This window comes from uncultured Formosa sp., from assembly GCF_947500765.1.
Classification (GTDB): Bacteria; Bacteroidota; Bacteroidia; order Flavobacteriales; family Flavobacteriaceae; genus Formosa.
The window spans coordinates 473,801-499,180 of record NZ_CANMTH010000003.1 but is presented as its reverse complement, the minus strand read 5'-3'; the positions used below and the strand labels follow the sequence as shown (position 1 = coordinate 499,180).

Annotated in this window: 22 protein-coding genes; 10 read left to right on the top strand and 12 right to left on the bottom strand. The window is 31.4% G+C overall.

The features are described 5' to 3' along the window. Nucleotides 1-64 precede the first annotated feature (64 nt). The 4 genes from Q1B05_RS08495 to Q1B05_RS08480 are packed head-to-tail and all read left to right on the top strand — an operon-like array spanning nt 65 to nt 3,163. Nucleotides 65-1,012, top strand: coding sequence for a 2-oxoglutarate and iron-dependent oxygenase domain-containing protein (locus Q1B05_RS08495; RefSeq protein WP_299779592.1), 948 nt, complete (start codon nt 65-67; stop codon nt 1,010-1,012). A 17-nt stretch (nt 1,013-1,029) separates the two neighbouring features. Then, nucleotides 1,030-1,356 carry a translation initiation factor gene (locus tag Q1B05_RS08490; protein ID WP_299779590.1) on the top strand — a complete coding sequence of 109 codons (327 nt, stop codon included), beginning with the start codon at nt 1,030-1,032 and terminating at the stop codon, nt 1,354-1,356. A gap of 3 nt (nt 1,357-1,359) precedes the next feature. Beyond that, nucleotides 1,360-2,301, top strand: coding sequence for a DUF1835 domain-containing protein (locus tag Q1B05_RS08485; protein WP_299779588.1), 942 nt, complete (start codon nt 1,360-1,362; stop codon nt 2,299-2,301). Continuing rightward, nucleotides 2,291-3,163 carry a nucleoside phosphorylase gene (locus tag Q1B05_RS08480; protein ID WP_299779586.1) on the top strand — a complete coding sequence of 291 codons (873 nt, stop codon included), beginning with the start codon at nt 2,291-2,293 and terminating at the stop codon, nt 3,161-3,163. The genes Q1B05_RS08485 and Q1B05_RS08480 overlap by 11 nt, the downstream gene beginning before the upstream one ends. Nucleotides 3,164-3,437: 274 nt before the next feature. On the opposite strand, the gene Q1B05_RS08475 is transcribed toward Q1B05_RS08480, so the two are convergent. Next, nucleotides 3,438-4,103, bottom strand: a complete 666-nt coding sequence (locus tag Q1B05_RS08475; RefSeq protein ID WP_299779584.1) for a uracil-DNA glycosylase — start codon at nt 4,101-4,103, stop codon at nt 3,438-3,440. 75 nt (nt 4,104-4,178) lie between these two features. Between Q1B05_RS08475 and Q1B05_RS08470 the strand changes: the two genes are divergently transcribed. From Q1B05_RS08470 to Q1B05_RS08450, 5 genes are all read left to right on the top strand, one after another. Next, entirely contained in the window at nt 4,179-5,675 is a 1,497-nt protein-coding gene (locus tag Q1B05_RS08470) for a YfcC family protein (RefSeq protein WP_299779582.1), read from the top strand. Nucleotides 5,676-5,735: 60 nt separating this feature from the next. Then, nucleotides 5,736-7,901, top strand: a complete 2,166-nt coding sequence (locus Q1B05_RS08465; protein ID WP_299779580.1) for a DNA mismatch repair protein MutS — start codon at nt 5,736-5,738, stop codon at nt 7,899-7,901. Nucleotides 7,902-7,954: 53 nt separating this feature from the next. Further along, the gene (locus Q1B05_RS08460; protein ID WP_299779578.1) at nt 7,955-8,674 is read left to right on the top strand and encodes a DUF3575 domain-containing protein; all 720 of its coding nucleotides are present in this window, start codon (nt 7,955-7,957) and stop codon (nt 8,672-8,674) included. Between the two features lie 29 nt (nt 8,675-8,703). After that, nucleotides 8,704-9,120 (top strand): thiol-disulfide oxidoreductase DCC family protein, encoded by a 417-nt coding sequence (locus Q1B05_RS08455; RefSeq protein WP_299779577.1) that lies wholly within the window; start codon nt 8,704-8,706, stop codon nt 9,118-9,120. Nucleotides 9,121-9,215: 95 nt separating this feature from the next. After that, entirely contained in the window at nt 9,216-9,884 is a 669-nt protein-coding gene (locus Q1B05_RS08450) for a hypothetical protein (protein ID WP_299779576.1), read from the top strand. Between the two features lie 74 nt (nt 9,885-9,958). Here the strand turns inward: Q1B05_RS08450 and Q1B05_RS08445 are convergent, their stop codons facing one another. The 7 genes from Q1B05_RS08445 to aroC all read right to left on the bottom strand — a co-directional run bounded on the left by Q1B05_RS08445 (nt 9,959) and on the right by aroC (nt 15,665). Next, the gene (locus Q1B05_RS08445) at nt 9,959-10,606 is read right to left on the bottom strand and encodes a DsbA family oxidoreductase (RefSeq protein WP_299779575.1); all 648 of its coding nucleotides are present in this window, start codon (nt 10,604-10,606) and stop codon (nt 9,959-9,961) included. A gap of 3 nt (nt 10,607-10,609) precedes the next feature. Further along, nucleotides 10,610-10,924 (bottom strand): EthD family reductase, encoded by a 315-nt coding sequence (locus Q1B05_RS08440; protein ID WP_299779574.1) that lies wholly within the window; start codon nt 10,922-10,924, stop codon nt 10,610-10,612. Between the two features lie 17 nt (nt 10,925-10,941). Then, nucleotides 10,942-11,676: an SDR family oxidoreductase gene (locus Q1B05_RS08435; protein WP_299779573.1), complete on the bottom strand. Its 735-nt coding sequence runs from the start codon at nt 11,674-11,676 to the stop codon at nt 10,942-10,944. A gap of 97 nt (nt 11,677-11,773) precedes the next feature. Further along, nucleotides 11,774-12,322 carry a carboxymuconolactone decarboxylase family protein gene (locus tag Q1B05_RS08430; protein WP_299779572.1) on the bottom strand — a complete coding sequence of 183 codons (549 nt, stop codon included), beginning with the start codon at nt 12,320-12,322 and terminating at the stop codon, nt 11,774-11,776. Between the two features lie 72 nt (nt 12,323-12,394). Next, nucleotides 12,395-12,958 carry a TetR/AcrR family transcriptional regulator gene (locus Q1B05_RS08425; protein WP_299779570.1) on the bottom strand — a complete coding sequence of 188 codons (564 nt, stop codon included), beginning with the start codon at nt 12,956-12,958 and terminating at the stop codon, nt 12,395-12,397. Between the two features lie 192 nt (nt 12,959-13,150). Beyond that, a complete protein-coding gene (locus tag Q1B05_RS08420) occupies nt 13,151-14,452 on the bottom strand; it encodes a dicarboxylate/amino acid:cation symporter (RefSeq protein WP_299779568.1) in 1,302 nt (433 codons plus the stop codon). Between the two features lie 151 nt (nt 14,453-14,603). Then, nucleotides 14,604-15,665, bottom strand: coding sequence for a chorismate synthase (gene aroC, locus Q1B05_RS08415; RefSeq protein ID WP_299779566.1), 1,062 nt, complete (start codon nt 15,663-15,665; stop codon nt 14,604-14,606). 197 nt (nt 15,666-15,862) lie between these two features. Between aroC and Q1B05_RS08410 the strand changes: the two genes are divergently transcribed. Then, nucleotides 15,863-16,723, top strand: a complete 861-nt coding sequence (locus Q1B05_RS08410) for a UDP-2,3-diacylglucosamine diphosphatase (RefSeq protein ID WP_299779563.1) — start codon at nt 15,863-15,865, stop codon at nt 16,721-16,723. On the opposite strand, the gene Q1B05_RS08405 is transcribed toward Q1B05_RS08410, so the two are convergent. From Q1B05_RS08405 to serB, 4 genes are all read right to left on the bottom strand, one after another. After that, on the bottom strand, nt 16,715-19,645 hold the full coding sequence (locus Q1B05_RS08405; RefSeq protein WP_299779561.1) for an FAD-binding and (Fe-S)-binding domain-containing protein: 2,931 nt from the start codon (nt 19,643-19,645) through the stop codon (nt 16,715-16,717). The two genes, Q1B05_RS08410 and Q1B05_RS08405, sit on opposite strands and share 9 nt — an antisense overlap. A gap of 144 nt (nt 19,646-19,789) precedes the next feature. Next, nucleotides 19,790-20,926, bottom strand: a complete 1,137-nt coding sequence (bshA, locus tag Q1B05_RS08400) for an N-acetyl-alpha-D-glucosaminyl L-malate synthase BshA (protein ID WP_299779559.1) — start codon at nt 20,924-20,926, stop codon at nt 19,790-19,792. A gap of 1 nt (nt 20,927) precedes the next feature. Beyond that, entirely contained in the window at nt 20,928-23,849 is a 2,922-nt protein-coding gene (locus Q1B05_RS08395) for a glycoside hydrolase family 3 N-terminal domain-containing protein (RefSeq protein WP_299779557.1), read from the bottom strand. Between the two features lie 266 nt (nt 23,850-24,115). Further along, nucleotides 24,116-25,339, bottom strand: a complete 1,224-nt coding sequence (serB, locus tag Q1B05_RS08390) for a phosphoserine phosphatase SerB (protein ID WP_299779555.1) — start codon at nt 25,337-25,339, stop codon at nt 24,116-24,118. Between the last annotated feature and the right edge of the window lie 41 nt (nt 25,340-25,380).

Here is a 25,380-nt window from a genome sequence, read left to right as displayed (position 1 = left end):
GTTTAAAAATTCTTTCGTTGTTTTTTGTACATTTGTAGAACCAGCTTAGTAAAAACTGATATATATGAATAGTATTCCAAGTGTAGATTTAAAATCTTTTATTTCTAACGATCCCATTAAAAAACAACACTTTGTAGACCAAATAGGTCAGGCTTATGAAGATATAGGATTTGTTGCATTAAAGGGACATTTTTTAGACGACCAATTAGTATCTGATTTATATTCTGAAATAAAACATTTTTTCGATTTACCAGAAGCTTCTAAAGCAAAGTATGAAGTTGCAGGTATTGGAGGACAACGAGGGTATACCTCTTTTGGAAAAGAACATGCTAAAGGTAGAACAGAAGGAGACTTAAAAGAATTTTGGCATTTTGGACAATATGTTGAAGATGATGATCAATTAAAAGCAGAATATCCGGATAACGTTTTGGTTTCAGAACTTCCGAAGTTTAATGCTGTTGGTGAAGACGCATACAAGATGCTTGAAAAAACGGCTAAATATGTTTTACGAGCTTTAGCTTTATATTTAGATTTAGAAGAAACCTATTTTGATAAATATATAAAGAATGGAAATTCCATTTTACGCCCAATACACTACCCTCCTATTACAACCGAACCTAAAGAAGCTGTACGTGCTGCTGCACATGGAGACATTAATTTAATTACCTTATTAATGGGGGCTCAAGGTCGTGGTTTACAAGTGCAAAATAACGATGGCGAATGGATTGATGCTATTGCGCAACCCGATGAAATTATGATTAATGTTGGCGATATGTTATCTAGACATACAAACAACAAATTAAAGTCTACTATTCACCGTGTTATTAATCCGCCTAAGGAATTGTGGGGTACATCTAGATACTCTATTCCTTTTTTCATGCATCCTATTAGTGACATGAAATTAGATGTTTTAGAGAATTGTATAGACAACAATCACCCAAAACAATTTGATGATATTACTGCAGGCACATTTTTACATGAACGCTTAGTAGAATTAGGTTTAATTAAATAATATAATATTTCCTTGCTATGGATTTAAAAGACCAGTTAAAAAACCTGTTCCCTGAACATGAAGAGGTTCCTCAAGAAACATCGACTTCAGATTCTAATTTATGGATTCAGGACGATCCTATTCTTTGTAAATACGAGAAACGTAAAGGAAAACCTATTACCATATTAGACGGTTATACTGGTGCTACAGAAGATTTTAAATTATTAGCCAAAGAGCTTAAAAAAATACTTAGTGTTGGAGGCAGTTTTAAAGACGATAAAATAATTATTCAAGGCGATTACCGTGATAAAATTATGACTATTTTAAAAGAAAAAGGGTTTAATGTTAAACGTGTTGGAGGTTAAAATATGGAATCTAAAACTTTACATATCACAAACGGTGGTGCGCTAACAAACTACCTGAAAGAGCTAGAAATGCACGGCGATATTCTAACATGGCACGAAATGCTGTGTGAAGGGCCTACAATAGAACATATTAATTCTGATGAATTTATAGAAATAAGACGCCGATTTTTACATGAGTTTTATGATATAGAAGCAGATGTTATTAAATTAAAACAAGATTTAGAAGTCTTAAATCATATTGAAAATTATACTGAAATCATACTTTGGTTTGAATATGATTTATTTTGTCATATAAATTTAATAGGTGTCATTAATTTAATACTTCAGAAAAAAATAAAATTACCCTTGTTTTTAGTCTGTAGTGGAAGAATACATGGTGTTAAGGAACTAAAAGGTTTAGCAGAGTTAAGCTCTTCTCAGCTTACAGATCATTATGAAGCACGAGTACGATTAACTGCAGAAGATAAAGATTTGGCACGTACACTTTGGCAGCTTTATAATGGTAAAGATCATAATTTATTGAAACCATATATTGTTAAACATTCTTCTTTCGATTATTTAAGTAATTGTTTAAAAGCGCATTTACAGCGCTTTCCAAATTCAGAAAATGGATTAAGTGAATTAGAACTTAATATTCTTAAAATAGTAAATTGTAGAGACATTCATTCTAGAAATCATTTATTAGGATATGCTCTAAACTATCAAGGGTTTTATGGTTATGGAGATCTACAATTCGAACGTATTATAGATAGACTTTCTGTGTTTTTTAACGAAACCAAACAAAGTTTAACGTTAAATGAAGATGGAAATAAAGCCTTAAAATCTGAAGCAAATTTCGAGTCTCTTATTAGTGATAACATGGTTTACGGTGGCGTAAATAAAAAAGATTTTAATTTTGATATTAAATTAAATAAATTAATACAAGCAACTGATCATGAAAATTAAAGAATCAGAATTAATTTTAAATCCAGATGGTAGCATTTATCATTTAAATTTAAAACCAGAACACATTGCACACACCATTATATTAGTTGGCGATCAAGATCGTGTGAATAAAATCACGAAGCATTTTGATTCGGTCGAGTATTCTATACAAAAAAGAGAATTTAAGACTGAAACAGGAGTATATAAAGGCAAACGTATAAGTGTGGTCTCGACTGGTATTGGTTGCGATAATATAGATATCGTTTTAAATGAATTAGATGCATTAGTAAACATCGATTTTGAAACCAGAACGCTTAAAAAAGAATTAACATCTTTAAATATTATTCGTGTTGGTACTTCTGGATCATTACAAAAAGAAGTCCCTGTAGATTCTTTTGCACTAAGTGCTTACGGTTTAGATTTTTCTGGAATGCTTCATTTTTATGATATAGAAGGAATAAGAAATAAACCTTTTGAGGATGCTTTTGTAGCACATACAAAATGGAATACCAATAAATCGTATCCTATTTTAGTAAAAAACAGTGCTGTTTTAGAAGCGCTTTTTAGTTCAGAAGAAACAAAATCGGGTGTAACTGCTACAGCAAGTGGTTTTTACGGTCCCCAAGGCAGAGTTTTAAGATTAAAGACTGAAGACCCTATTTTAAATGATCGTTTACATTCTTTTAAATTTGAAGATTTGAAAGTGGTGAATTTTGAAATGGAAACGGCTGCTATTTATGGATTATCTGCATTACTTGGTCATCAAGCATTGTCTTTAAATGCAATTATAGCAAATCGTGCAACAGGGCAATTTAGTAAAGATCCAGGTTTGTTAATTGAGCGTTTAATTATGTATACTTTGAATAGAATTATTAATTTATAGTTGGGATATATTACGTTAATTTGTAGCTACATTTATTTTAGATTCAGAATAAATAGAATCGATTACATCGAAAATTAAATAAATGTTTAGGTCAGTTATAAAGTAATTCATAAGTTTAATCAACCAACTTATTAGTATATGCTATTAACCATTTTATCAGTTATTGTGCTACTCGTTATTATCAATATTTTATTACTAACTTTTAGTTGTAATAAAGTGAGTAGTCGTGTTTCGGCTAAAGCCATAGAACCCTCAAATAAAGTAAAAAAAATACCTACCAAAGAATCTCAGACTGTGTATTACGCTGCAACAGGGAGTTAGTCTTGCTAAAGTGTTTATTGTTAAACCAGTACCCTCTATTTGCACTTAAAGGAGACGGGTGTCCAGAGGTTAAAATATAATGTCTTTCGGTATCAATTAATTTAGATTTCTTTTTTGCATAACCTCCCCACAATAAGAATATAACACCTTCTTTTTTAGCATTTATAAGTGAAATAATGTGGTCTGTAAACGTTTCCCATCCTTTTTTTTGATGGCTTCCTGCATCATGTTCTCTTACGGTTAAAGTTGCATTTAATAATAATACACCTTGATTTGCCCAACGTTCTAAATTTCCGCTTTCAGGATAGTTTGTTCCTAAATCGGTTTCAATTTCTTTAAAAATATTTTTTAATGAAGGAGGATGAGAAATACCATCGGTAACAGAAAAACACAACCCATTTGCTTGTCCGGGACCATGATACGGATCTTGACCTAAAATAACAACTTTTACATCTTTAAATGCGCAAGAATTAAAGGCATTAAAAATTTCGTTTTTTGGAGGATAACAAATATTAGAATCATATTCATTTTCAACAAAATTCCATAAATTTTTAAAATAAGGCTTTTCAAATTCACTTTGTAATAAGGTTTGCCAATCTGAATGTATATTTTTCAACATAATTTGTATTCTTAAAAGTTCAAATGTAAAAATAGTATTACCTTTCTGCCTACAAAAACAAAAAAAATGTCTTTTATGAAAGCCATTAAATTCCCTACAGCATTAACAGTATTACTTATTATAGCTGCCGTAGTTGCACTGTTAACATATATTATTCCTGCTGGAAAATACGATAGATTAACTTACAATAAAGATTCTGATACGTTTACACAAACAAAGAAAACAGAACGTTTAGTATTACCTGCTACTCAGGAAACTTTAGAAAACTTCGATATCAAAATTCCGATTGATAAATTTAAGAATGGAGATATTTGGAAACCAATAGGAATTCCAAACACTTACCATACATTAGATTCTCAACCTCAAGGTATAATGGCTTTTATACAATCGCCAATTAAAGGGATTATGGAGGCGATAGATGTTATCCTTTTTGTTTTAATTATAGGTGGTTTCATCGGAATTATGAATTTTAGTGGTGCTTTTGAAGCAGGTATTTCTTCGCTAGCCAGAACTTTAAACGGGCGAGAATATATTTTAATAATTGTAATTACGTTTTTAATTGCTGTTGGAGGAACCACATTTGGTCTTGCCGAAGAAACCATTGCCTTCTACCCTATTCTAATACCTGTATTTATAGCCGCAAAGTACGATGCTATGGTTGCCTTGGCTTCAATTTATATCGGTTCATGTATTGGGACCTTGGCATCTACAGTCAATCCATTTTGTACCATAATTGCATCAGATGCTGCAGGAATTAATTGGACTACCGGATTAACAACACGATTAGTTGTATTGGTTTTAGGGTTATTAATTTGTTTAGCATACATTATTCGTTATGCACAAAAGGTTAAAAAGGATCCTAGTAAATCTATTATTTTCGATCAAAAAGACGAGATTGAAAGTCAATTTCCTCTAACAAATCTTGAAAATACTGTTGCATTAACATTGAAATATAAAGTAATTTTAATCTTATTTTTATTGTGTTTTGTGGTCATGATTTATGGCGTATCACAATTAGATTGGTGGTTTTTAGAAATGACAACCGTGTTCCTTGTAGGAGCCGTTATTATAGGAATTATTGCACGTATTAAAGAATCTGTTTTTGTAGAAACCTTTATTAAAGGAGCAAACGATTTATTAGGTGTTGCTTTTATTATTGGAATTGCGCGCGGTGTTACCGTTTTAATGGAAGATGGTTTAATAAGCGATTCTCTATTATTTTACGCCAGTTCTTTAACCGAAGGCATGAACAAAGGGGTTTTTATAAATGCCATGCTTTACATTTATAGTGCATTATCTTTCTTTATTCCGTCTTCTTCAGGAATGGCAGTATTAACCATGCCTATTATGGCACCTTTAGCAGATGGCGTGGGTATTGGTCGTGATTTGGTTGTAAATGCCTATCAGTTTGGTATGGGATTATTCGCTTTTATAAATCCTACAGGTCTAATTTTAGCCTCTTTAGCCATAGTAAAAATTGGTTTCAATAAATGGTTACGTTTTGTTATGCCTCTGGTTGGGATTTTGTTACTCTTCATCATGATTGTATTAACAATTTCAGTCTATATTTAGAGGCTATAACCTATTTATTTCCTTAAATTTGCTTCTTTTTAAAAGTTTTCAAAATTTAGGATGATAAACATTCACCAAAAGACATTACAAGATTTAGAATTTCAGACTGTTTTAGAACAAGTTAGTGAATATTGCATTACCGCTTTAGGACATCAGGCAGCACTTGAAATTTTACCTTTACCACATAAAGAAGACGTGTTGCACGAGCTTCAATTAACGCATGAATATGTGTCATCTTTCTATAACGACAACCGTATTCCTAATCATGGTTTCGATGATATTACTAAGGAATTAAAACTTCTTAAAATTGAAAACACGTATTTAGAAGTACACAGTCTTAAAAAGATTGTAACCATATCTCAAGTTACAAATGAAATTATAGTATTTCTGAAAAAATTTAAAGAGTACTATCCCAATTTATACCAGAGTGCATCTCATATTGAAATTACAAAAGTAATTATAGATAATATAAATGCTATTGTTGATCGATTTGGAGAAATTAAAAATAATGCTTCGCCTGTATTGTATAATATTAGGCAAACCATGAATAAGCTAAAAGGCCAAATAAACACAAGTTTTACTTCGGCTTTAAGCATGTATCAAGGACTTGATTATTTAGACGATATTCGTGAATCTGTTGTTGAAAACAAACGTGTTTTAGCTGTTAAAGCCATGTATAGACGTAAAGTAAAAGGGTCTATTATGGGAAGTAGTAAAACAGGAAGTATTGTTTTTATAGAACCTGAAGCGACTTTAAAATACACACGCGAATTACATAATTTACAGTTTGAAGAAAAAGAAGAAATTGTAAAAATTCTAAAAAGCTTAACCAATTTTATTCGTCCGTTTCTAGGATTACTGCAAGACTACCAATCGTTTTTAATAAAAACAGATTTAATAGCAGCAAAATCGCACTATGCAAGATCTTTAAACGCTATTCTTCCAGAAATTACAGAAGAACGCAGTATGTTTTTACGCGATGCGTATCACCCACTATTATACTTAACCAATTCTAAAAAAGGAAAAACAACCTATCCGCAGACTATTACTTTAAATGAAGACAATAGAATTATTGTTATTTCAGGACCTAATGCAGGAGGAAAAAGTATCACCTTAAAAACTGTAGGATTATTACAAGTCATGTTGCAGAGCGGAATGTTAGTTCCTGTTCACGAACGTAGTAAAACGTATATTTTTGATCGCGTGTTAAGTGATATTGGAGATAATCAATCTATAGAAAATCATTTAAGCACATATAGTTACCGTTTAAAACAGATGAATTACTTCTTAAAAAAATGTAATAGCAAAACGCTGTTTTTAATAGATGAATTTGGAACAGGATCGGATCCTGAATTAGGTGGAGCATTAGCAGAAACCTTTTTAGAAGAATTTTACGACCGTGAAGCTTACGGAATTATCACCACCCACTACTCTAACTTAAAAATTTTAGCCAACGAATTGCCATACATGCAAAATGCGAATATGCAATTCAATAATAAAACGTTAGAACCTATTTTTAAATTAGTTTTAGGGCAAGCAGGTAGCTCGTTTACATTCGAGGTTGCTCAGAAAAACGGAATTCCTTACAGTTTAATTAATAAGGCAAAAAAGAAGATTGAAGGTAGTAAAGTTAGGTTTGATGCCACAATTGCTAAACTTCAGAAAGAACGAAATAAGTTAGAGAAAACAGAACGTTCTCTTAAGGTTAACGAACAGAAAAAACTATCTGAAGCAGAAAAACTAGAAGACATTAATTCTAAAATTCAAAAAAAACTAGAAAGCTATCAAGAGTTATACGATAGTAATCAGCGTTTAATTTATCTCGGACAAAAGTTGAATGATATTTCTGAGAAATACTTCGATAATAAACGTAAAAAAGAAATGCTAGATGAAGTGTTTAAAATTGTACAGATAGAAAATTCTAAACGTAAACGTGTTAGTGTTAAAGAAAAAAAGGTACAGAAAGCTAAAGAGAAGAAAGTAGTTCAAGAAGCCGAAAAGAAAGTTGAAGTTATACGCCAGAAAAAGAAAATAGCAAAGCAAAAAGCTATTGAAGCACCAAAACCCAAAGTGACTTTAAAATTAGGAGATCGTGTTCGCATGATTGATGGTAAAGCTATTGGTAGCATTGATACTATTGAAAAGAATAAAGCATTTGTAAATTATGGTATTTTTACAACCAATGTAAATTTGGATCAATTAGAACTCGTAGAAGCAAAAAAATAAAAGGAAAAGCAGTTTGTTATAAATTTTGTAAATTAAGAGTAAATTCAATAACCATGAATATAAAACTCTATTTAATCGTAATTTTAGCTTTATGTATTCAGAACATACAAGCTCAAGAAATAGATTATGAAACTAATGAAATTTCCTTTGAAATACCTCAAATTGTAAATGGGGTCTATCAATTTTCTTATGAACGTTACATTTGGAATAATTTTACAGCAAATCTAGGCCTTGGTTATAAAGGAAAAAAAGGACTTGTTAAACTTTCCGGACTTGATGGAGATCGAATAAAGACTGATGAAATATTTTATACAGGATTTCAAATTATACCAGAAATTCGCTACTATATAAAAAACACATCACGTAAACCTCTCAGTGGATTTTATCTTGGTGCCTATTTAAAATATTCAAAATATAAAAGCGATTTTGATGGAAATTATATAAGTCAAGAAGACGAACAATATGATTTTAAGTTTGATATGAGTACAAGTGTTACGTCTTTAGGATTAATGATTGGTTATAAATTACCTATTTCTAAACACTTTAATCTTGATTTTATGATTGCAGGACCAGGAACAGGAACCTATAATTTTAAATTTAAAAACAAAAAAGATTTACCAGATGAGTTTTATGATGATTTAAATACGGTTCTAGAAGATTATACGTTATTAGATCTTATAAATTCTGATTTTAAATTTTCGAATGTGAATCGTAGTTCTAAATTTTCGGCACTATCTTTTAGATATGGTATTGCTATAGGATATACATTTTAATAATAAATTTTAATCTCAGGTGTATTATAATGAGTCAATTAGATAAAAAAGAGAAACTTGTTCTTTTTGATGGTGTTTGTAATTTATGCGATCATTCAGTTCAGTTTATAATAAAACACGATAAAAAAAATATTTTCCGCTTTACAACTTTACAAGGAAAAACAGCAAGTCCTATAATAGAATCGTTTAAAATAGATACAGAAAAAACAGATTCAATTTTACTATACACTTCAGACAAAACATTATACACAAAATCTAGCGCTGCTTTAAGAATCGCTTTACAATTAAGTTTTCCTATTAATTTATTAGCATTATTTTTAATTGTGCCAAAGTGTATAAGAGATCGTGTGTACGATTATATCGCAAAAAACAGATATCAATGGTATGGAAAAAAAGAGTCTTGTATGATTCCTTCAGAATCATTGAAAATGAAATTTTTTGAATAAAAATTCAACTATTTAAAGTTTTTTCTTTTAAATAAGCATTTAACATTATACATTTAGCAACGATATTTAATTAATTCATTTAAAACCAACACTTTATGAAAACATCAAATTACTCACTTTTAATACTTATGATTACTTTAGTTTTTAGTAGCTGTTCTAGTGTTAAAGTATTAGACTCTTGGAAAGGAGATAATGCAGCGTCTATAAAAGAAAAAAACATCTTAGTTATTGCTAGAACCGACAATAAACAAGCACGTATTGCTTTTGAAGAAGCTATTGCTAGTCAATTGCGAGATAATGATTTTAAAGCAACAGAAAGTTTTAAAGAACTACCAAATATTGATCCTGATAAAAAATTAAACGAAGCTCAAACTAAAACATTAGTAGAAACAATTAAAAGAGAAGGTTATAACGGTGTTGTATTAAGTGTTGTAAAAGATTACAGTGAAGCTACAAGAACATCTACAGATGGTGGTTATTATGCTGGTGCTTCTTACGGCGGATACTATCCTGGTTATTATGGTGGTTTTTACGGGTATTACAGCCATCCGATGACGTATGTAAGTACTGGAAGTTATATGCCAATGACTTCTACAACTACAACGGTTAAAACGTATGTTATAGAAACAGTAACTTATAATTTAGATGAAGAAGATGGAAAACAACTTGTTGCTGTAGTGACCTCTAGTCTTGAAAATCCTACAAACATCACTGAAAATGCTGCTGAGTATGCTAAAAAAATAAAAAAAGCTTTACAAAACTAGAGTTCTTTTTAAAATGAAAAAAAAGCTTCATAATAATTTATGAAGCTTTTTTTATGGATTATATTTTTTACTGTTTAAGAACGTTGTAAAAGGTCTTTAAGTACATCTTTAAAGACATCTACAGGTTGTGCACCTGTTATTGCACTTGTTCTATTAAACACGATTGTTGGTACAGAGGTTATCCCCATATTTTTCCAATAATCTTCTTTATCTTTTACTTCAGAACGCGCATTGTCTTGGTCTAATAGGGCTAATCCCTCTTCTGCATTTAAACCAACATCTAATAAAGCTTGTTTAAGAATAGCTCTGTCAGATACATCTTTTCTTTCACTAAAAAAAGCAGTCATTAAATTCAATTTTAAAGCAGTTTGTTTGCCAAAAGGTTTCGCATATTCAAGTAATACATGAGCTTCGAACGTATTAGACATACGCATCTCATCAAAATAATCAAATGTAAATCCAAGTTCTTCACCTGTATCTGCCATATGTTGTTGCGATTCTTTTTGCTGTTCTAAAGTCGCTCCATATTTTTCTTCAATATGTTCTATAATATTTTGACCTTCAGCGGGCATTTTTGGATTCAATTCAAAAGGTTGCCATTCAATGTCTATCTGATTTTGTACACCTAATTCTGAAATTGCTTTTTCTAAACGTTTATATCCTATGGTACACCATGGACAAACCACATCTGAAACAATATCAATTTTCAATTTTTCTGCCATCTTTTAAAATGTTATAAGTTCACTAATTTGAAGTTCTCCTTTTACATTGCTATAATTATCTAAATCTGCTGCAAAAGTTTCTGCATGCGGACCAAAAGCAGCTTGAAAGGTAGTTATATTGTCAAACATTAGATGTGCAATAGCAATATAAGGAGCAGGTTTTCCTGGAATTCTACTTGCTATGCCTAAATCTAGTTCTAATCCTTTTAAAGCATTTCCGCAGGCTTTAGATACCATAGGTAAATGACTTTTTTTATAATATTCTGTATCAAACTTTACATCGGTACCGTTTGGATACATTACAGATACTTTTATCATAATAATATGTTTTTGTTTTATTCTGAAATATTAGCCATTACTATATTATCTGAAAAGCTTTGGTAAGCCCCTTCAAATTGTTTGGCCATTGCATCTGGAAATAAATGAAAATCTCCAGCTTTTAGTGCTTTTACAATAGCTTCTGATACCTCTGAGGTTTGTGCTGCGTTCTCAAAACCTGCTGTAGCTGCCATATCTGTATCTATAGGTCCAGGATGTACGCTTAATACGGTTACACCTTTATTTCCTAATTCGTACCTTAAGCCTTGAGTTAATGAATAAGATGCCGCTTTTGAAGCAGAATAAGTAGATAGTTGAGGAAAGTTTTTTATTGAAGCAATAGAGTTTAATTGAACAATGGCTCCTTTTTTAGCTTCTAAAGTTTTTGCAAAAGCATTAGCTACACGCAATAAACCAAAAGCATTGACTTGTAATTGAGACATAAAATCGTTTTCTACGTCATTATCTATAGTTGAGAACGGATTACCTATTCCTGCGTTGTTTACTACTATATCTACATCATTAGCGGTGGCTGCTAATTCGTTTATTGAATTAGTGTCAGACACATCTGCTTTAAGTGTAATAACCTTAGCTCCATATTTAGCTTCTAAATCTTTTGTTGAGTTAACATCTCGGACTGCTAGATATACTTTTTTAGCACCGTGGTTTATAAACGATTCTACAATTGCTTTACCAATACCTCTGTTTGCACCAGTTACTAAAGCAACTTTATTTTCAATTGAAATACTCATATTTTTAATCTTTTAAAAAGGATTTATAAAATAAACCTTCCGCATATTTAGTACGAAAGGTTTAACGCTATTAATATGTAATTTAGGTATCACAATATTATTTTTTCCAAGCAAAAGATTGGAAAGGTGCATCTACAGGTGTATTTGCAATATGATTTGTATAGTTACTAATTACTTTTTGAGATAACCCTAAAATAATTTCTAACACTTGTTGTTCACCATAACCAGCGGCATAAAAAGCATCTAATTCTTCTTGAGATACATGTCCACGATTTCTAACAATAATTAAAGTCATTGTTCTTAAAGCTTCTAATTTAGCATCTTCAAGTGGTGTTTCATTACGTAAAGACTCAGTGATAGCATCGTCTACTTTCATCATTTTAGCAATTCCGGTATGTGCTGGTACACAATAATGGCAGGCGTGTTCTACATTTATTGCTTGCCATACTACTGTTAATTCTTCTTCATTAAATGATGTTTTTGTGAATAACTCATGTAGTGTTTGGTAAGCAGTAAGTGTTTGTGGAGAACTTGCTAATACACCGTGTAAACCAGGGATCATTCCAAATGCTTTTTGTGAATTTTCTAATAATCCTTTGCTTTCTTCTGGTGCAGTTTCGATATTGTGTATTTTTAATGTTGTCATAATTGTTATTTTATTTTAATATTTATGTTAAATTAACTAAACGTTCGTTTAGTTATGGGGTAAAAAAAATGTTTATAGGTTATTAAAAGTCATTTCTATATAATCTTCAATTTCTTTTTTTGAATTAACTCGAGCAGCGGCAGCTAAACCATGTTTTGCTAAAAGTAAATAATTAGCTTGTTTTGTTATGGTTTCTGTATCCTTGGTGCCGTCCATTTCTAATTTTTCAATAATAATTGATTTTAGATTATTCATAAAAGAATTCATTTGTTTATTTATAACGATATCTTCTTTTTGATAGAATTCATTATATGTGTTTGTAACCAAACAACCTTTTATATAGTCGTCTTTAAAATCTAAACTTACAGAATCGTAAAAAAATTGTTTAATATCTTCAATACCATTTGTTCCGCTTTTAAATGTTTCGAATATGGTACTTATTTTTTTATTGTAATATTTTAAACATTCAAGAAACAAACCATTTTTATTTCCGAAGCTTGAATAAATTGAAAACTTATTTATACCCATTTCCTTTTCAAGCATCTGCATGGATGTTGCCTCATAGCCATTTCTCCAAAACAATTTCATTGCTTTTTCGATGACTTCCTCTTCATTATATTCTTTTTTTCTAGCCATTACTTTTAAATACATTACAAAACTAAACAATTGGTTAGTTATAAAAAAACATTTAACTTATAATTAGATATTTAATGTAGTTTAAATGTGTTTTAGGTTACATTAAAACAATAAGTACATGTGTTTAAAGTGTTTAAATACATGTACTTAGTCTATTGTGTAATATGCAAGCTTAGAGTTTGCGATTATTAATTATTTTTTATAATTATCGTCCCAATCTTTTGCTTTTGGATCTCCTAAACGACCTTCAGAATTAGCAACAAGCATTGAAACGGCAGCATCTCCAGTTATATTTACTACAGTACGACACATATCTAAAGGTCTGTCTATAGCAAAAATTAATGCGAGTCCAGCTTCTGGAATTCCAGCTTGAGCTAACACAATAACTAACATAACCATACCTGCTCCAGGCACAGCTGCACTACCAATTGAAGATAACGTTGCTGTTACAATAATACCTAATTGTACACCTAGGCTTAATTCTATACCAAAGGCTTGTGCTATAAATACCGCAGCAATGGCTTGATACAAACTTGTTCCATCCATATTAACAGTCGCTCCAATGGGCAATACAAAACTTGCAACTTCTTCTTCTACTCCCAGATGTTCTTCAACACGTTCCATAGTTAGTGGTAAAGTAGCCGCACTACTACTTGTTGAGAATGCTAAAAGTTGAGCTGGTGAAATTCCGTTAAAAAAGAATTTTGGTGTTTTTTTAGTGAAGATGTATACAATAACCGAATAAGTAAGCATCATAATAATTAAACCTAAAATTACACTAAACGCATACCAACCTAAAGCTTTAAATAAATCTGCACTAGGCGCTTCTACAACTAAAGCAGCAAGTAAAGCAAATACCCCATAAGGTGCTGCTAACATGATAATATCTATGAGTTTTAGGATCACTTCATTAAAACCATCGAAGAATTCTTTAACGGGTTTAGATTGTTCTTCAGGAATAAGGATTAATCCAATACCGAAGAAAATGGCGAAGAAAATAACTTGAAGCATATTTCCATTATCTGAAGCAGCTTGAAAAATGTTACTTGGCACAATATCTTCTAAGGCTTGTAAAGGGCCAGCTTGTTTTTGTTTTTCGGCTTGAGCAATTCTAGAATCGGCATCACTTTTATAGTTTTCTACAAGTTGAGCTCGAGTTTCTTCTGTAATTGAATGTCCCGGTTTTATAACATTTACAATAGCTAAACCTATACATACAGCAATTATAGTTGTTAGGATGTAGATTCCGATTGTTTTTCCTCCCATTTTAGAGAGTTTAGAAATATCTTTTAAATCGGAAACTCCTTTAATTAAAGAGGCTAATATTAAAGGAACAGCAATAAGTTTTAAGGCATTAATAAACATATTACCAAATGGCTTAATCCAATTGGCAATAAACGTTGCTCCCCATTCAAAATTAGTCATTAATAAGGCGAATAAAACCCCTAATACCATTCCTATTAAAATTTTCCAATGTAGTGCAAGCTTCCTCATAGTGTTATTTTAATATTTTTTGTTTTTTTGTTAAATTTATGTGTTATCATAACATAAAAAAAGGTTTTCTATACATTTTGTTCTATCAAAAACCTATTGATCTGAAAATGTGTAGAGAACCTTTTACATGTATAATGATTCTAAGTTTTGTTTATTGATATATTTTATCTAATAAAAAATAATCGGCTATTACTAATGCGGCCATAGCTTCTACAATGGGTACCGCTCTAGGTACAACACAAGGGTCGTGTCTTCCTTTACCATCCATTTTCACAATATTACCTTCTTTATCTATAGTTTCTTGTGTTTGCATAATAGTTGCAACGGGTTTAAAAGCGACTCTAAAGTAAATATCCATACCGTTACTTATTCCTCCTTGTATACCTCCTGAAAGATTTGTTTTAGTTGTACCGTCTGCGTTATATAAGTCGTTGTGTTCACTTCCTTTCATTTTAGCACCACAAAATCCGCTACCATATTCAAATCCTTTCACAGCGTTAATAGATAGCATAGCTTTACCTAGCTCGGCATGTAATTTATCAAAAACAGGTTCTCCTAAACCAATAGGAACATTCTTGATTACACACGTAACAGTTCCTCCAATAGTATCTCCTGCTTTTCTAATGTCTTTAATTTTAGAAATCATTTTTTCTGCAGTTTCAGTATCAGGACAGCGAACAATATTACTTTCTGTATTATTAAAATCGATATCTTGATAAGGCTTCTCCATAAAAATATCGCCAACAGACGATGTAAAAGCATGAAATTCTATGCCTTTTAAAACTTGTTTAGCGATAGCTCCTGCAACAACGCGACATGCAGTTTCTCTTGCAGAACTACGTCCGCCTCCTCTATAATCACGAACACCATATTTTTTTTCGTAAACGTAATCGGCATGCGATGGGCGGAACGAATCTTTAATATGTGAATAGTCGTGAGATTTCTGATTCGCATTTTCAATAATAAATCCGATAGAAGTCCCTGTGGTTTTACCTTCAAAAATACCTGATAAAAATTTTACTTCATCGGGTTCTTTGCGTTGCGTAACAATTGCAGATTGACCAGGCTTTCTACGGTTCATTTCAATTTGTATGGCATCTAAGTCTATTGAAATACCCGCTGGGCATCCATCTATAACTCCTCCTAAAGCAACACCATGAGATTCACCAAAAGTGGTGATTTTAAACATTTTTCCAAAGGAATTTCCAGCCATAACAAATATTATTTTTCGCTAATTTAAATTTATTATCACGAAAAATAAAATAGAATGCAATGAATTGCTAAATAAAATAAATAGAATCAGGTAACACTAAGTTTACAAAAAGCTATTTATTAATTAATTAGGGCTTTAAGTTTAAGTAACATCTGTTTAGGTATTTTGTGTAAATAATATTTTAACACCCTATTTTATTGAAAATTAAACGCAAAATTGAAATTGCAGTCGTATCCGATGTCCATTTAGGCACGTTCGGTTGTCATGCTAAAGCGCTATATGCTTATTTAAATAGCATTGATCCTACTAAACTTATTTTGAATGGAGATATTATTGACGTTTGGCAATTTAACAAACGTTATTTTCCTAAATCTCATATGCAAGTCATAAAAAAAATAATGGATATGGCTTCTGAAGGTGTAGAAGTCATTTACATTACTGGAAATCATGACGAGATGTTAAGACGATTTAGTGGAGCTACAATTGGCAATTTTTCAATAGTTGATAAATACGTTACAGATTTAAACGGAAAAAGTGCTTGGTTTTTTCATGGAGATATTTTTGATGTATCTATCCAGAATGCTAAATGGTTAGCAAAATTAGGCGGCTATGGTTATGATTTATTAATTTTAATTAACCAATTGATTAATTGGTGTTTAAAAAAAATGGGGCGTGAAAAATATTCTCTATCAAAACGTATTAAAAATGGTGTAAAAGGAGCTATTAAATATATAAATGATTTTGAGACTGTAGCAACAGATTTAGCGATAGAACAAGGCTATGACTATGTTATCTGCGGACACATACATCAACCTAAGATGCTAATAAAAGAAAATAAGATTGGAAAGACCATGTACTTAAATTCTGGTGATTGGGTTGAAAACTTTACGGCTTTAGAATATCAATTTAAACGTTGGAAAATTTACAACTACAATCACGATAAACTCTCCCCTTTTTTTGTAGATGAAGAGTTAAAAGATATGGATATGCAAGATTTAATCGCAGCAATAACCATAGTAGATAAAAAGAAAAAAAAGAAGAAAGACAAGTTAAAGTAAAGCACGTCTTAAAATTGTTACTGGATGAAGTGCCTCGCGATCTGTTCCATCTTTAATTTGATGTCTACAACTTGTTCCGTTAGCAGAAATAATTACATTTGAGGCTGCTTTTCTTATCGCCGGGAACAAGGTCTGTTCTCCAACAGTCATACTCACTTCGTAGTGTTCTTTCTCGTAACCAAAACTTCCAGCCATACCGCAACAACCACTTGGAATAATCGTTGCCTTATAGTTTTTTGGCAGATTTAAAATTTTAAATGTTGATAATTGATTACTCATTGCTTTTTGATGACAATGCGAATGTATTTTTATAACTTTTTGATCTGTATGAAATTGTTCTGAAGTAATGTTTCCTTTTTCAACTTCAGAAAACAAGAAATCTTCAATTAAAAAGGTGTGTTTTGCAATCTGTTTTGCAGCCTCTTTATCTTCTGCTAACATGATGTATTCATCTTTAAATGTGAAAATTGCTGAAGGCTCTATACCCACTAAAGGTGTATCTTCAGAAATTAAATCTTTATAAATATTTACATTCTTAGTGGCACAATCTTTAGCTTGCTCTAGAAATCCTTTCGATATAAATGCACGACCAGATTCTTCATGTTTAACAAACTTTAAATCGTAATTTAAACCTTGTAATAATGCAATAGCATCTAAACCAATTGGGGTGTCTAGAAGATTTGTAAACTCATCTACAAAAACATGAATTGTTTTAATATATTTTTTGTTAACTAATTTGTTATCAAAGTTTTTGATATATTTATTTAAACTTTTAGATGATACTAAAGGCATGCTTCTTTTCTCTGCAATACCAAAAGCATTTTTAATTATATCTGAAGTGAATTTTGTTTTAAATAAAAAATTTGTCAATCCTGAAACATGAGTAGACAATTTATTTGCTTTGTTATTATAAGCAAACAATTTTGAACGTAAACTAAATCCATTTTCTTTCTGATATTGATATAAAAACTCCGATTTCATACTAGAAATATCTACAGTACTTGGGCATTCATTTAGACATGCTTTACAACTTAAACACAAATCTAAGATATCTTTTAACGCTTCATGATTAAACGGATTTTTACCAGCTTCTGTATTGGTTAAAAACTCTCGTAAAGCATTTGCTCTTGCTCGAGTTACATCTTTTTCATTTCTAGTGGCTCGATAACTTGGGCACATCGTTCCGCCTAATTCTGCTGGTTTTCTACAATCACCACTTCCATTACATTTTTCAGCTTGTCTTAAAATACCTTCAGAAGCCGAGAAATCCATCAGTGTTTTAATTTCTGGTTCTTTACGGTCAGGAACATAACGCAAAGCTTCATCCATAGGAAAAGCATCTACTATTTTCCCTGCATTAAATATGTTGTTTGGATCGAAAACGGTTTTAATTCGTTTTACTATATTGTAATTTGCGTCTCCTATTATTAACGGAATAAATTCAGCACGTACAATACCGTCTCCATGTTCTCCAGACATAGAGCCGCCATATTTTTTAACTAAATGTGCTACATCTGTGGTGATTTTTCTAAATAATACCACATCTTTACTTAATTTAAGATTTAAAACCGGACGTAAATGCAATTCTCCTGCTCCAGCATGTGCGTAATAAATTGCTTTCTGATTATACCCTTTCATTAAGGCCGTAAACTCATTTATATAATTTGCAAAATCAGGTAAGGCCACTGCGGTATCTTCAATACATGCTGCCGATTTTTTATCGCCTATAATATTACCTAAAAGTCCTAATCCTGCTTTTCGTAATTCAATCGCTTTATCAATATCATTATCAATAAGGGTAACGTTAGCATAACTTAAACCTTCTGTTTCTAATGCATTTATAAGTGTTTCTGCTTGTATTTTAACATCGGTTTTATCATTACTTTTTAATTCGCACATTAAAATAGCTTCAGGATCTCCAACTACAAATTGTCTGTTTTCTTGTTGTTTTAAATTATTCTTCGTGCAATCTAAAATGGTTTTATCCATCATTTCACACAAATACAAACGATGTTGCATACATGTTGTCGTTGCAATTAAAGCATCTTCAATACTTTTAAAGTGTGCCGCGACCATAACACGTTCTGTTGGTGGTAATATATCTAAATGCAACGTAATTTCTGTAGAAAACGCTAAAGTACCTTCGCTCCCAGTTAACAAGTTACACATGTTAAACGGTTTAGACGATTCTTTAAAAACGTCTGAATCAATTAATTTATCAATAGCATATCCTGTATTTCTACGATGAATTTCGGGTTTTGGAAACTCTTTATGAATATGATTTCTTACCGTTTCAGATTGTAATTCGGAGTAAATAGTCTTATAAATGTTGCCTTCAAGACTTGTTAAATTGGTTTTTTTATGAAATTCTTCTGGAATTAAATTGCCAAAAACGGCATCGCTACCATCGCTTAAAATGGTTTTTAGTTGCAGCACTTTATCTCGAGTTACACCATATTGAATAGATGTTGTTCCTGAAGAGTTATTTCCCACCATTCCTCCTATCATACAGCGATTAGATGTAGATGTGTCTGGAGAGAAAAAGAGTCCGTATGGTTTTAATTGTAGGTTTAAATAGTCTTTTACTATGCCTGGTTGTACGGTTACTGTTCTAGCTTCTTTATTTATTGAAATAATCTTTGTGAAATGTTTAGACACATCGACCACAATACCTTCTCCTACACATTGTCCTGCTAAAGAAGTTCCGGCAGTTCTTGGTATTAATGTAATATTATTGGTATTTGCAAAAGCAATTAACACCTTTAAGTCTGTTTCGTGTTTTGGATATGCAACGGCTAAAGGTAATCGTCTATACACAGAAGCATCTGTTGCATAAATAGATTTCATTAAATTATCGAAAAACAATTCTCCATCTAAGGCATTTGATAATGTTTTTAAATTGAAAGAAACAACTTTGGTCATAATATAATTAAGTAAGGGATAATAAATGTAGAAATTGTAAGTATAACAAGCAACCTTATTGACTTAAAAACTGTTTATAAACAAAAAAACGCTTCGGTTTAGTAAATAAACTGAAGCGTGATATGAGATTTTATATAATTAAAGTTATAACTGTAAACTCTTTTCTAATGTTTCCTTGTATAATTTTTCATATTGTGGAACTATATTATGTATATCGAAAATATAAGACCGTTCTTTAGCATTCTTTTTAAATTCTTTTAAACGTCCTTCATCACTTAAAATGTAAATTGCATTTTTACTCATATCTTCTACATCTCCAACATTACTTAAAAATCCAGTAACTCCATTTACATTAACTTCAGGAATTCCACCAGTATTACTTGAGATAACAGGAACACCAGATGCCATTGCTTCTAATGCCGCTAAACCAAAGCTTTCTGTTTCTGAGGGTAATAAAAACAAATCGCTAAAACATAAAATTTTATCAATTTCATTACTTCTACCAAAAAAGACTACTTTTTCTAAGATTCCTAATTCTTCGCATAAATTTTCTGCGGCTTCTTTATCTGGACCTTCACCAATTAGCATCAGTTTAGCTGGTATTTCCCTTTGAATATTATAAAAGATTTTAATCACATCTAATATCCGTTTTACAGGTCTTAAATTACTAATATGTGTAATGATTTTTTCATTATCGGGAGCCATCATACCACGTTGGCAATCTGTAAATGAATGCTTATATTTTTCAATATCAATAAAATTGGTAATTACGTTTATATCTTTTTTAATATCGAATAATCTAAACGTATCTTCTTTTAAACTTTCTGAAACAGAGGTTACGGCGTCAGACATATTAATACTAAAAGACACCGCTGGTTTGTAAAATGGATGACTCCCAACTAAAGTTATATCTGTACCATGAAGAGTGGTTACAACAGGTATATTAATGCCTTCTTGTTCCAGCATTTTTTTAGCCATAAAAGCGGCATACGCATGCGGAATAGCATAATGTACATGTAGGATTTCAATTTTATGAAGTTTCACCATATCTACCATTTTACTAGATAAGGCCAACTCGTAAGGTTGGTAATGAAATAAAGGATATTCTGGCACTTTAACTTCGTGAAAATGAACTTTATTACTTAATAAATCTAGCCTTACTGGCTGATTGTAAGTTATAAAATGGATTTCATGCCCGCGTTTTGCTAACTCTAATCCCAATTCTGTGGCAACTACGCCGCTCCCTCCAAATGTTGGATAACAATTTATTCCTATTCGCATCTTAATTTATAATTGCTTCGTAGATAAGTTCTTGAATATCTGTTCTAATATTTTCTCGTAATAACATATTAATTTCTGCAGAAGGATACGTTCTATTCGCCATAAATACATATACTAAATCTTCATCGGGATCTGCCCAAGTATAGGTTCCTGTAAACCCAGAATGTCCAAAACTTTTCATAGACACACAGCCACATGTTGGCCCACTTGTACCTAATTGTGGCTTGTCGAAGCCTAATCCACGTCTGTTGCCTTTACTAGAATAGTATGTTTTATTAAACATATCTATAGTTTCTGGTTTAAGATAGCGTTTATCTCCATAAAAACCTTTTTGTAAATACATTTGCATAATTTTAGCAATATCGTTTGTATTGCTAAAAACACCTGCATGACCACCTACTCCGTTTTGCATTGCTGCCCCCATATCATGAACATACCCTTGTACTACTTGATGCCTGTAATAGGTGTCGTTCTCTGTAGGTACAATATCTTTCATAGGAAACTTTAAATACGGATTATATGTTGTTAAATTCATACCCAACGATTCATAAAAGTGAGTTTGAACTAATTGATCTAATGTTCTGTCGTAATAAGTTTCTATAAATTTCTTTAAAATATAATAAGGTAGGTCACTATAGCGATATTTTAATGTTTGTAACAAATCTGTATCTTTAATTATTTGTTGCATAGTATCTGGATAGTCTCTTTTTAAATATAAATTGTTAGATACTTTTATATTAAAGAGTTCGCTTGGCGCATTGCTATAGTATTTGTTACTAGGCATTTTAGTAGAATCTAATGTTGCAACATAAAACGGTATCCAAGGTTTTAAACGTGCATAGTGCGATAATATTTGTTTTAAAGTAATGTTGGCTTTATTAGAATCTGCATATTCAGGAATTAATTCTGAAAGTGTGGTATTAATAGAAATCTCATCGTCTTTTTCTACTATTTCCATGAGTAAAGGTAAAGAAGCTACAATTTTAGTGATTGAAGCAATATCGTATAAATCGTTACTTTTTACAGGTTCGGAATCTTTATCATAGGTATGTCTTCCAAAGTTTTGATTGTAAATTACTTTTCCTTTTCGGGCTACTAAAAGCTGAATTCCAGGAGTCATATGCTCATCTACCGCACGCTGTGCAACAGCATCTATTTTATGAAGTTTTTTTGAATCGATACCTACGCGTTCTGGTACAGTATAACCTAAACGAGAAATAGCAGTAATATCTATGCCGTCTCCAGCTTTTAAGCCATTACCTACAGACACAGGAAGTTTTCCTTTGGCGTCTATGGCTCCGAAAATAATTTGTGCAGATTTTTCTTGAGCAACAATACTATTTTGGTAGCTAACTACTATAGCTTCAATATTATCTATAGCAGGTAAATCTAATAAAGCGTAAGGTTTAACAAAGACATCTAAAATAATATTATGTGTTTTTGAAATACTATCTAATAGTTGAATTTCGCTAGAGGTAAATTCATAACTTTTCCATGGAGTGTCGTTTGAACGATGTAAACCAACAATAACCGTATTGTAATTTGCTAACTTGTCTTTTACATATTCGTATGAATCTGATAGAACTTCGTGAACTTTTGTGTATTTTTTTAATTCATTTAAAAACGGAGTCCCGTCATCGTCTCCCATTTTCATATAAGCAATCGCTTTTTGATCTAAATCTCGAATAGGTAAAATGTCTTTATCATTTTTTACGACTGTAATTGCATTTTCAAACAATTCTTCATTTAAAATATCGTCTTCTAATCTATTTAAATCTTTAACTAAATTAGTGGTGTTAATAGGTTTGTAATGATTTAATCCGACTTTGTATTTAGACATTAATATCTTCTTTACAGAATAGGCTAAACGCTCTTCGGTTATCGTTTCATCATTATAAGCTTCTGTAATTTTAGCTATTGCGGTTGGTACATCTTCAGAAATTAATAATATATCATTACCAGCCATAAATGCAGCTAAATCTATATCTCCAGGACTACTAAAATTAGCAACACCTTTCATTTCTAAAGCATCTGTAAATATTAAACCTTCAAATCCCATTTTTTCTTTTAATAGATCGGTGATTATAGATTTAGATAGGGACGAAGGGAAATCGGGTCTAGCTTCTAAACTAGGGACACTTAAATGTGCAACCATAACACTTTCCATTCCGTTTTTTATCATTTTTTTATACGGATACAGTTCTATAGAATCTAAACGTTTTTCTGAAAAATTTATGGTTGGCAAAGCTTTATGAGAATCGGTTTCTGTATCTCCATGACCAGGAAAATGTTTACCTGTTGCCATGACACCTGCACTTTGTAATCCTTTCATAAACGCGACGGCTTGTTCTGTAACAGCTTCACGGTCTTCTCCAAAAGAGCGATTTCCAATAATAGGATTTTTTGGATTTGTATTAATATCTACGTCTGGACCAAAGTTAAAATGTATTCCTAAACGCTTACAATGCTCACCAATGTGTTTTCCAGTTTGTTCTATTAACTGTTTGTTTTTTACAGCCCCTAAGGTCATATTCCAAGGAAAAGCATATGTTGAGTCTAAACGCATACTTAATCCCCATTCTGCATCCATCCCTATTAACAAAGGCACTTTAGATAAACCTTGATAAGTGTTGTTTAGTTTTGCTAATTTAACGGGACCGCCTTTAGAATAAATGATTCCGCCAATATGATTATATTTAATCAAAGTTCTAATACTATTTACATCTCTAGTATTTGCTGTAGTCATGGCACGCACCATAAATAACTGGCCAATTTTTTCTTGAAGCGATAATCCGTTATACACACTATCTACCCATTTTTTTTGAGCAATAGCATCTTTTGTAACTAATGGATTTGTTGTATTCTGACTAAAAGAAAGTTGACCACTAAAAAGGATGAGGGATATATATATAATTTTGTGCATGAAATTTAATTTGATTGTAATTACAGTTTAACCGCAAATAATTAAGCAAATTACCATATTTAAAATGAAGTTAAAAAGACTTTATGATAGAATTATAAAGAATTAATTAAAAGCAATAAATACAGTAGCATTTAGGTCTGATATTGTTGTATTGTGATTGATATGACCTCTTAAATGAATTTAAACTTAACAGTGCTACTAATATAAAAAGCTTCACTTAAATTAAATCGAAGTGAAGCTTTTTTAAGTAATATTATATGTTTTAATTATTCTATTAAATCGATATATCTATCGTGATATCCTAATAAATATAAAACACCGTCTAAACCGATGCTAGAAATAGAACTTTGGGCATTATCTTTTACTTTAGGTTTTGCGTGAAAAGCAATTCCTAATCCAGCTAGATTAAGCATTGGCAAGTCGTTAGCTCCATCTCCTACAGCAATGGTTTGGCTAATATTTATACCTTCTCGTTTAGCTATATCTTGAAGATATTCTGCCTTTTTATTTCCGTCTACAATTTCACCAAGATAGCCTCCTGTAAGTACACCATCTACAATTTCTAATTGGTTAGCGTATACATAGTCTATTCCTAATTCTTTTTGTAAATAATGTCCGAAATACGTAAATCCACCAGATAAAATTGCCGTTTTAAAGCCGTAACTTTTTAAGGTATCAATGAGTCGTCTTGCTCCTTTTGTAATAGGTAAGTTTACAGCGACATCCCGAAGTACGTCTTCACTTAATCCTTTTAAAAGTTTCATACGTTTTTCAAAACTTTCATTAAAATCAATTTCTCCTTGCATCGCAGATTCTGTAATTGCTTTAACTTCAGCTCCAACACCTGCTAACTCGGCAAGTTCGTCTATAACTTCGGTTTGAATTAAAGTAGAATCCATATCAAAACATACTAAACGTCTGTTTCGTCTATAAATATTATCTTCTTGAAAAGCTATATCTACATTCAATTTACGAGATATATCCATGAATTTTTCTGTAATTTCAGACTTGTCTTCAATATGGCCTCTAATAGATAATTGTATGGATGCTCTAGGATATTCTTCATCTTTAACTAATGATAAACGACCAGTTAATCGTTTTATAGCATCGATGTTTAAGTTTTTATCTGACACAACTTTAGTGACTTCAGAAATTTGTTTAGCCGATAATTTTTCACCTAAAAGAGTTACTATGTAACGGTCTTTTCCTTGAAGTGTCACCCATTTTTCATATTCATCTAGAGTAATAGGTGTGAACTTAGCAGTAATACCCAGTTCGTAAGCTTTAAACAATATATCTTTTAAAACCGCAGCCGATTTTTTCTTTGATTTAATCTTGAATAGGATACCTAAAGACAACGTATCGTGAATGTTTGCCTGTCCAATATCTAGAACTTTAGCTCCAGACTGTGCCAAAACACCTGTTAAGGTTGACGTTAACCCTGGTCTATCTTGTCCCGAAATGTTTAATAAGATAATCTCATTATTCATAGTATATGGTTTGGTTTTTTTTTGATTTTAAAAGATACAAT

Coding starts and splice junctions, on each gene's coding strand:
- Q1B05_RS08475 (WP_299779584.1), bottom strand. CDS start 4,103: ATGTTGAAAAATATACATTCAGATTGGCAAACCTTATTACAAAGTGAA.
- Q1B05_RS08480 (WP_299779586.1), top strand. CDS start 2,291: ATGAAAATTAAAGAATCAGAATTAATTTTAAATCCAGATGGTAGCATT.
- serB (WP_299779555.1), bottom strand. CDS start 25,339: ATGAATAATGAGATTATCTTATTAAACATTTCGGGACAAGATAGACCA.
- Q1B05_RS08450 (WP_299779576.1), top strand. CDS start 9,216: ATGAAAACATCAAATTACTCACTTTTAATACTTATGATTACTTTAGTT.
- Q1B05_RS08485 (WP_299779588.1), top strand. CDS start 1,360: ATGGAATCTAAAACTTTACATATCACAAACGGTGGTGCGCTAACAAAC.
- Q1B05_RS08430 (WP_299779572.1), bottom strand. CDS start 12,322: ATGACAACATTAAAAATACACAATATCGAAACTGCACCAGAAGAAAGC.
- Q1B05_RS08445 (WP_299779575.1), bottom strand. CDS start 10,606: ATGGCAGAAAAATTGAAAATTGATATTGTTTCAGATGTGGTTTGTCCA.
- Q1B05_RS08470 (WP_299779582.1), top strand. CDS start 4,179: ATGAAAGCCATTAAATTCCCTACAGCATTAACAGTATTACTTATTATA.
- Q1B05_RS08455 (WP_299779577.1), top strand. CDS start 8,704: ATGAGTCAATTAGATAAAAAAGAGAAACTTGTTCTTTTTGATGGTGTT.
- Q1B05_RS08490 (WP_299779590.1), top strand. CDS start 1,030: ATGGATTTAAAAGACCAGTTAAAAAACCTGTTCCCTGAACATGAAGAG.
- aroC (WP_299779566.1), bottom strand. CDS start 15,665: ATGGCTGGAAATTCCTTTGGAAAAATGTTTAAAATCACCACTTTTGGT.
- Q1B05_RS08440 (WP_299779574.1), bottom strand. CDS start 10,924: ATGATAAAAGTATCTGTAATGTATCCAAACGGTACCGATGTAAAGTTT.
- Q1B05_RS08435 (WP_299779573.1), bottom strand. CDS start 11,676: ATGAGTATTTCAATTGAAAATAAAGTTGCTTTAGTAACTGGTGCAAAC.
- Q1B05_RS08420 (WP_299779568.1), bottom strand. CDS start 14,452: ATGAGGAAGCTTGCACTACATTGGAAAATTTTAATAGGAATGGTATTA.
- Q1B05_RS08465 (WP_299779580.1), top strand. CDS start 5,736: ATGATAAACATTCACCAAAAGACATTACAAGATTTAGAATTTCAGACT.
- Q1B05_RS08405 (WP_299779561.1), bottom strand. CDS start 19,645: ATGACCAAAGTTGTTTCTTTCAATTTAAAAACATTATCAAATGCCTTA.
- Q1B05_RS08460 (WP_299779578.1), top strand. CDS start 7,955: ATGAATATAAAACTCTATTTAATCGTAATTTTAGCTTTATGTATTCAG.
- bshA (WP_299779559.1), bottom strand. CDS start 20,926: ATGCGAATAGGAATAAATTGTTATCCAACATTTGGAGGGAGCGGCGTA.
- Q1B05_RS08425 (WP_299779570.1), bottom strand. CDS start 12,958: ATGGCTAGAAAAAAAGAATATAATGAAGAGGAAGTCATCGAAAAAGCA.
- Q1B05_RS08395 (WP_299779557.1), bottom strand. CDS start 23,849: ATGCACAAAATTATATATATATCCCTCATCCTTTTTAGTGGTCAACTT.
- Q1B05_RS08495 (WP_299779592.1), top strand. CDS start 65: ATGAATAGTATTCCAAGTGTAGATTTAAAATCTTTTATTTCTAACGAT.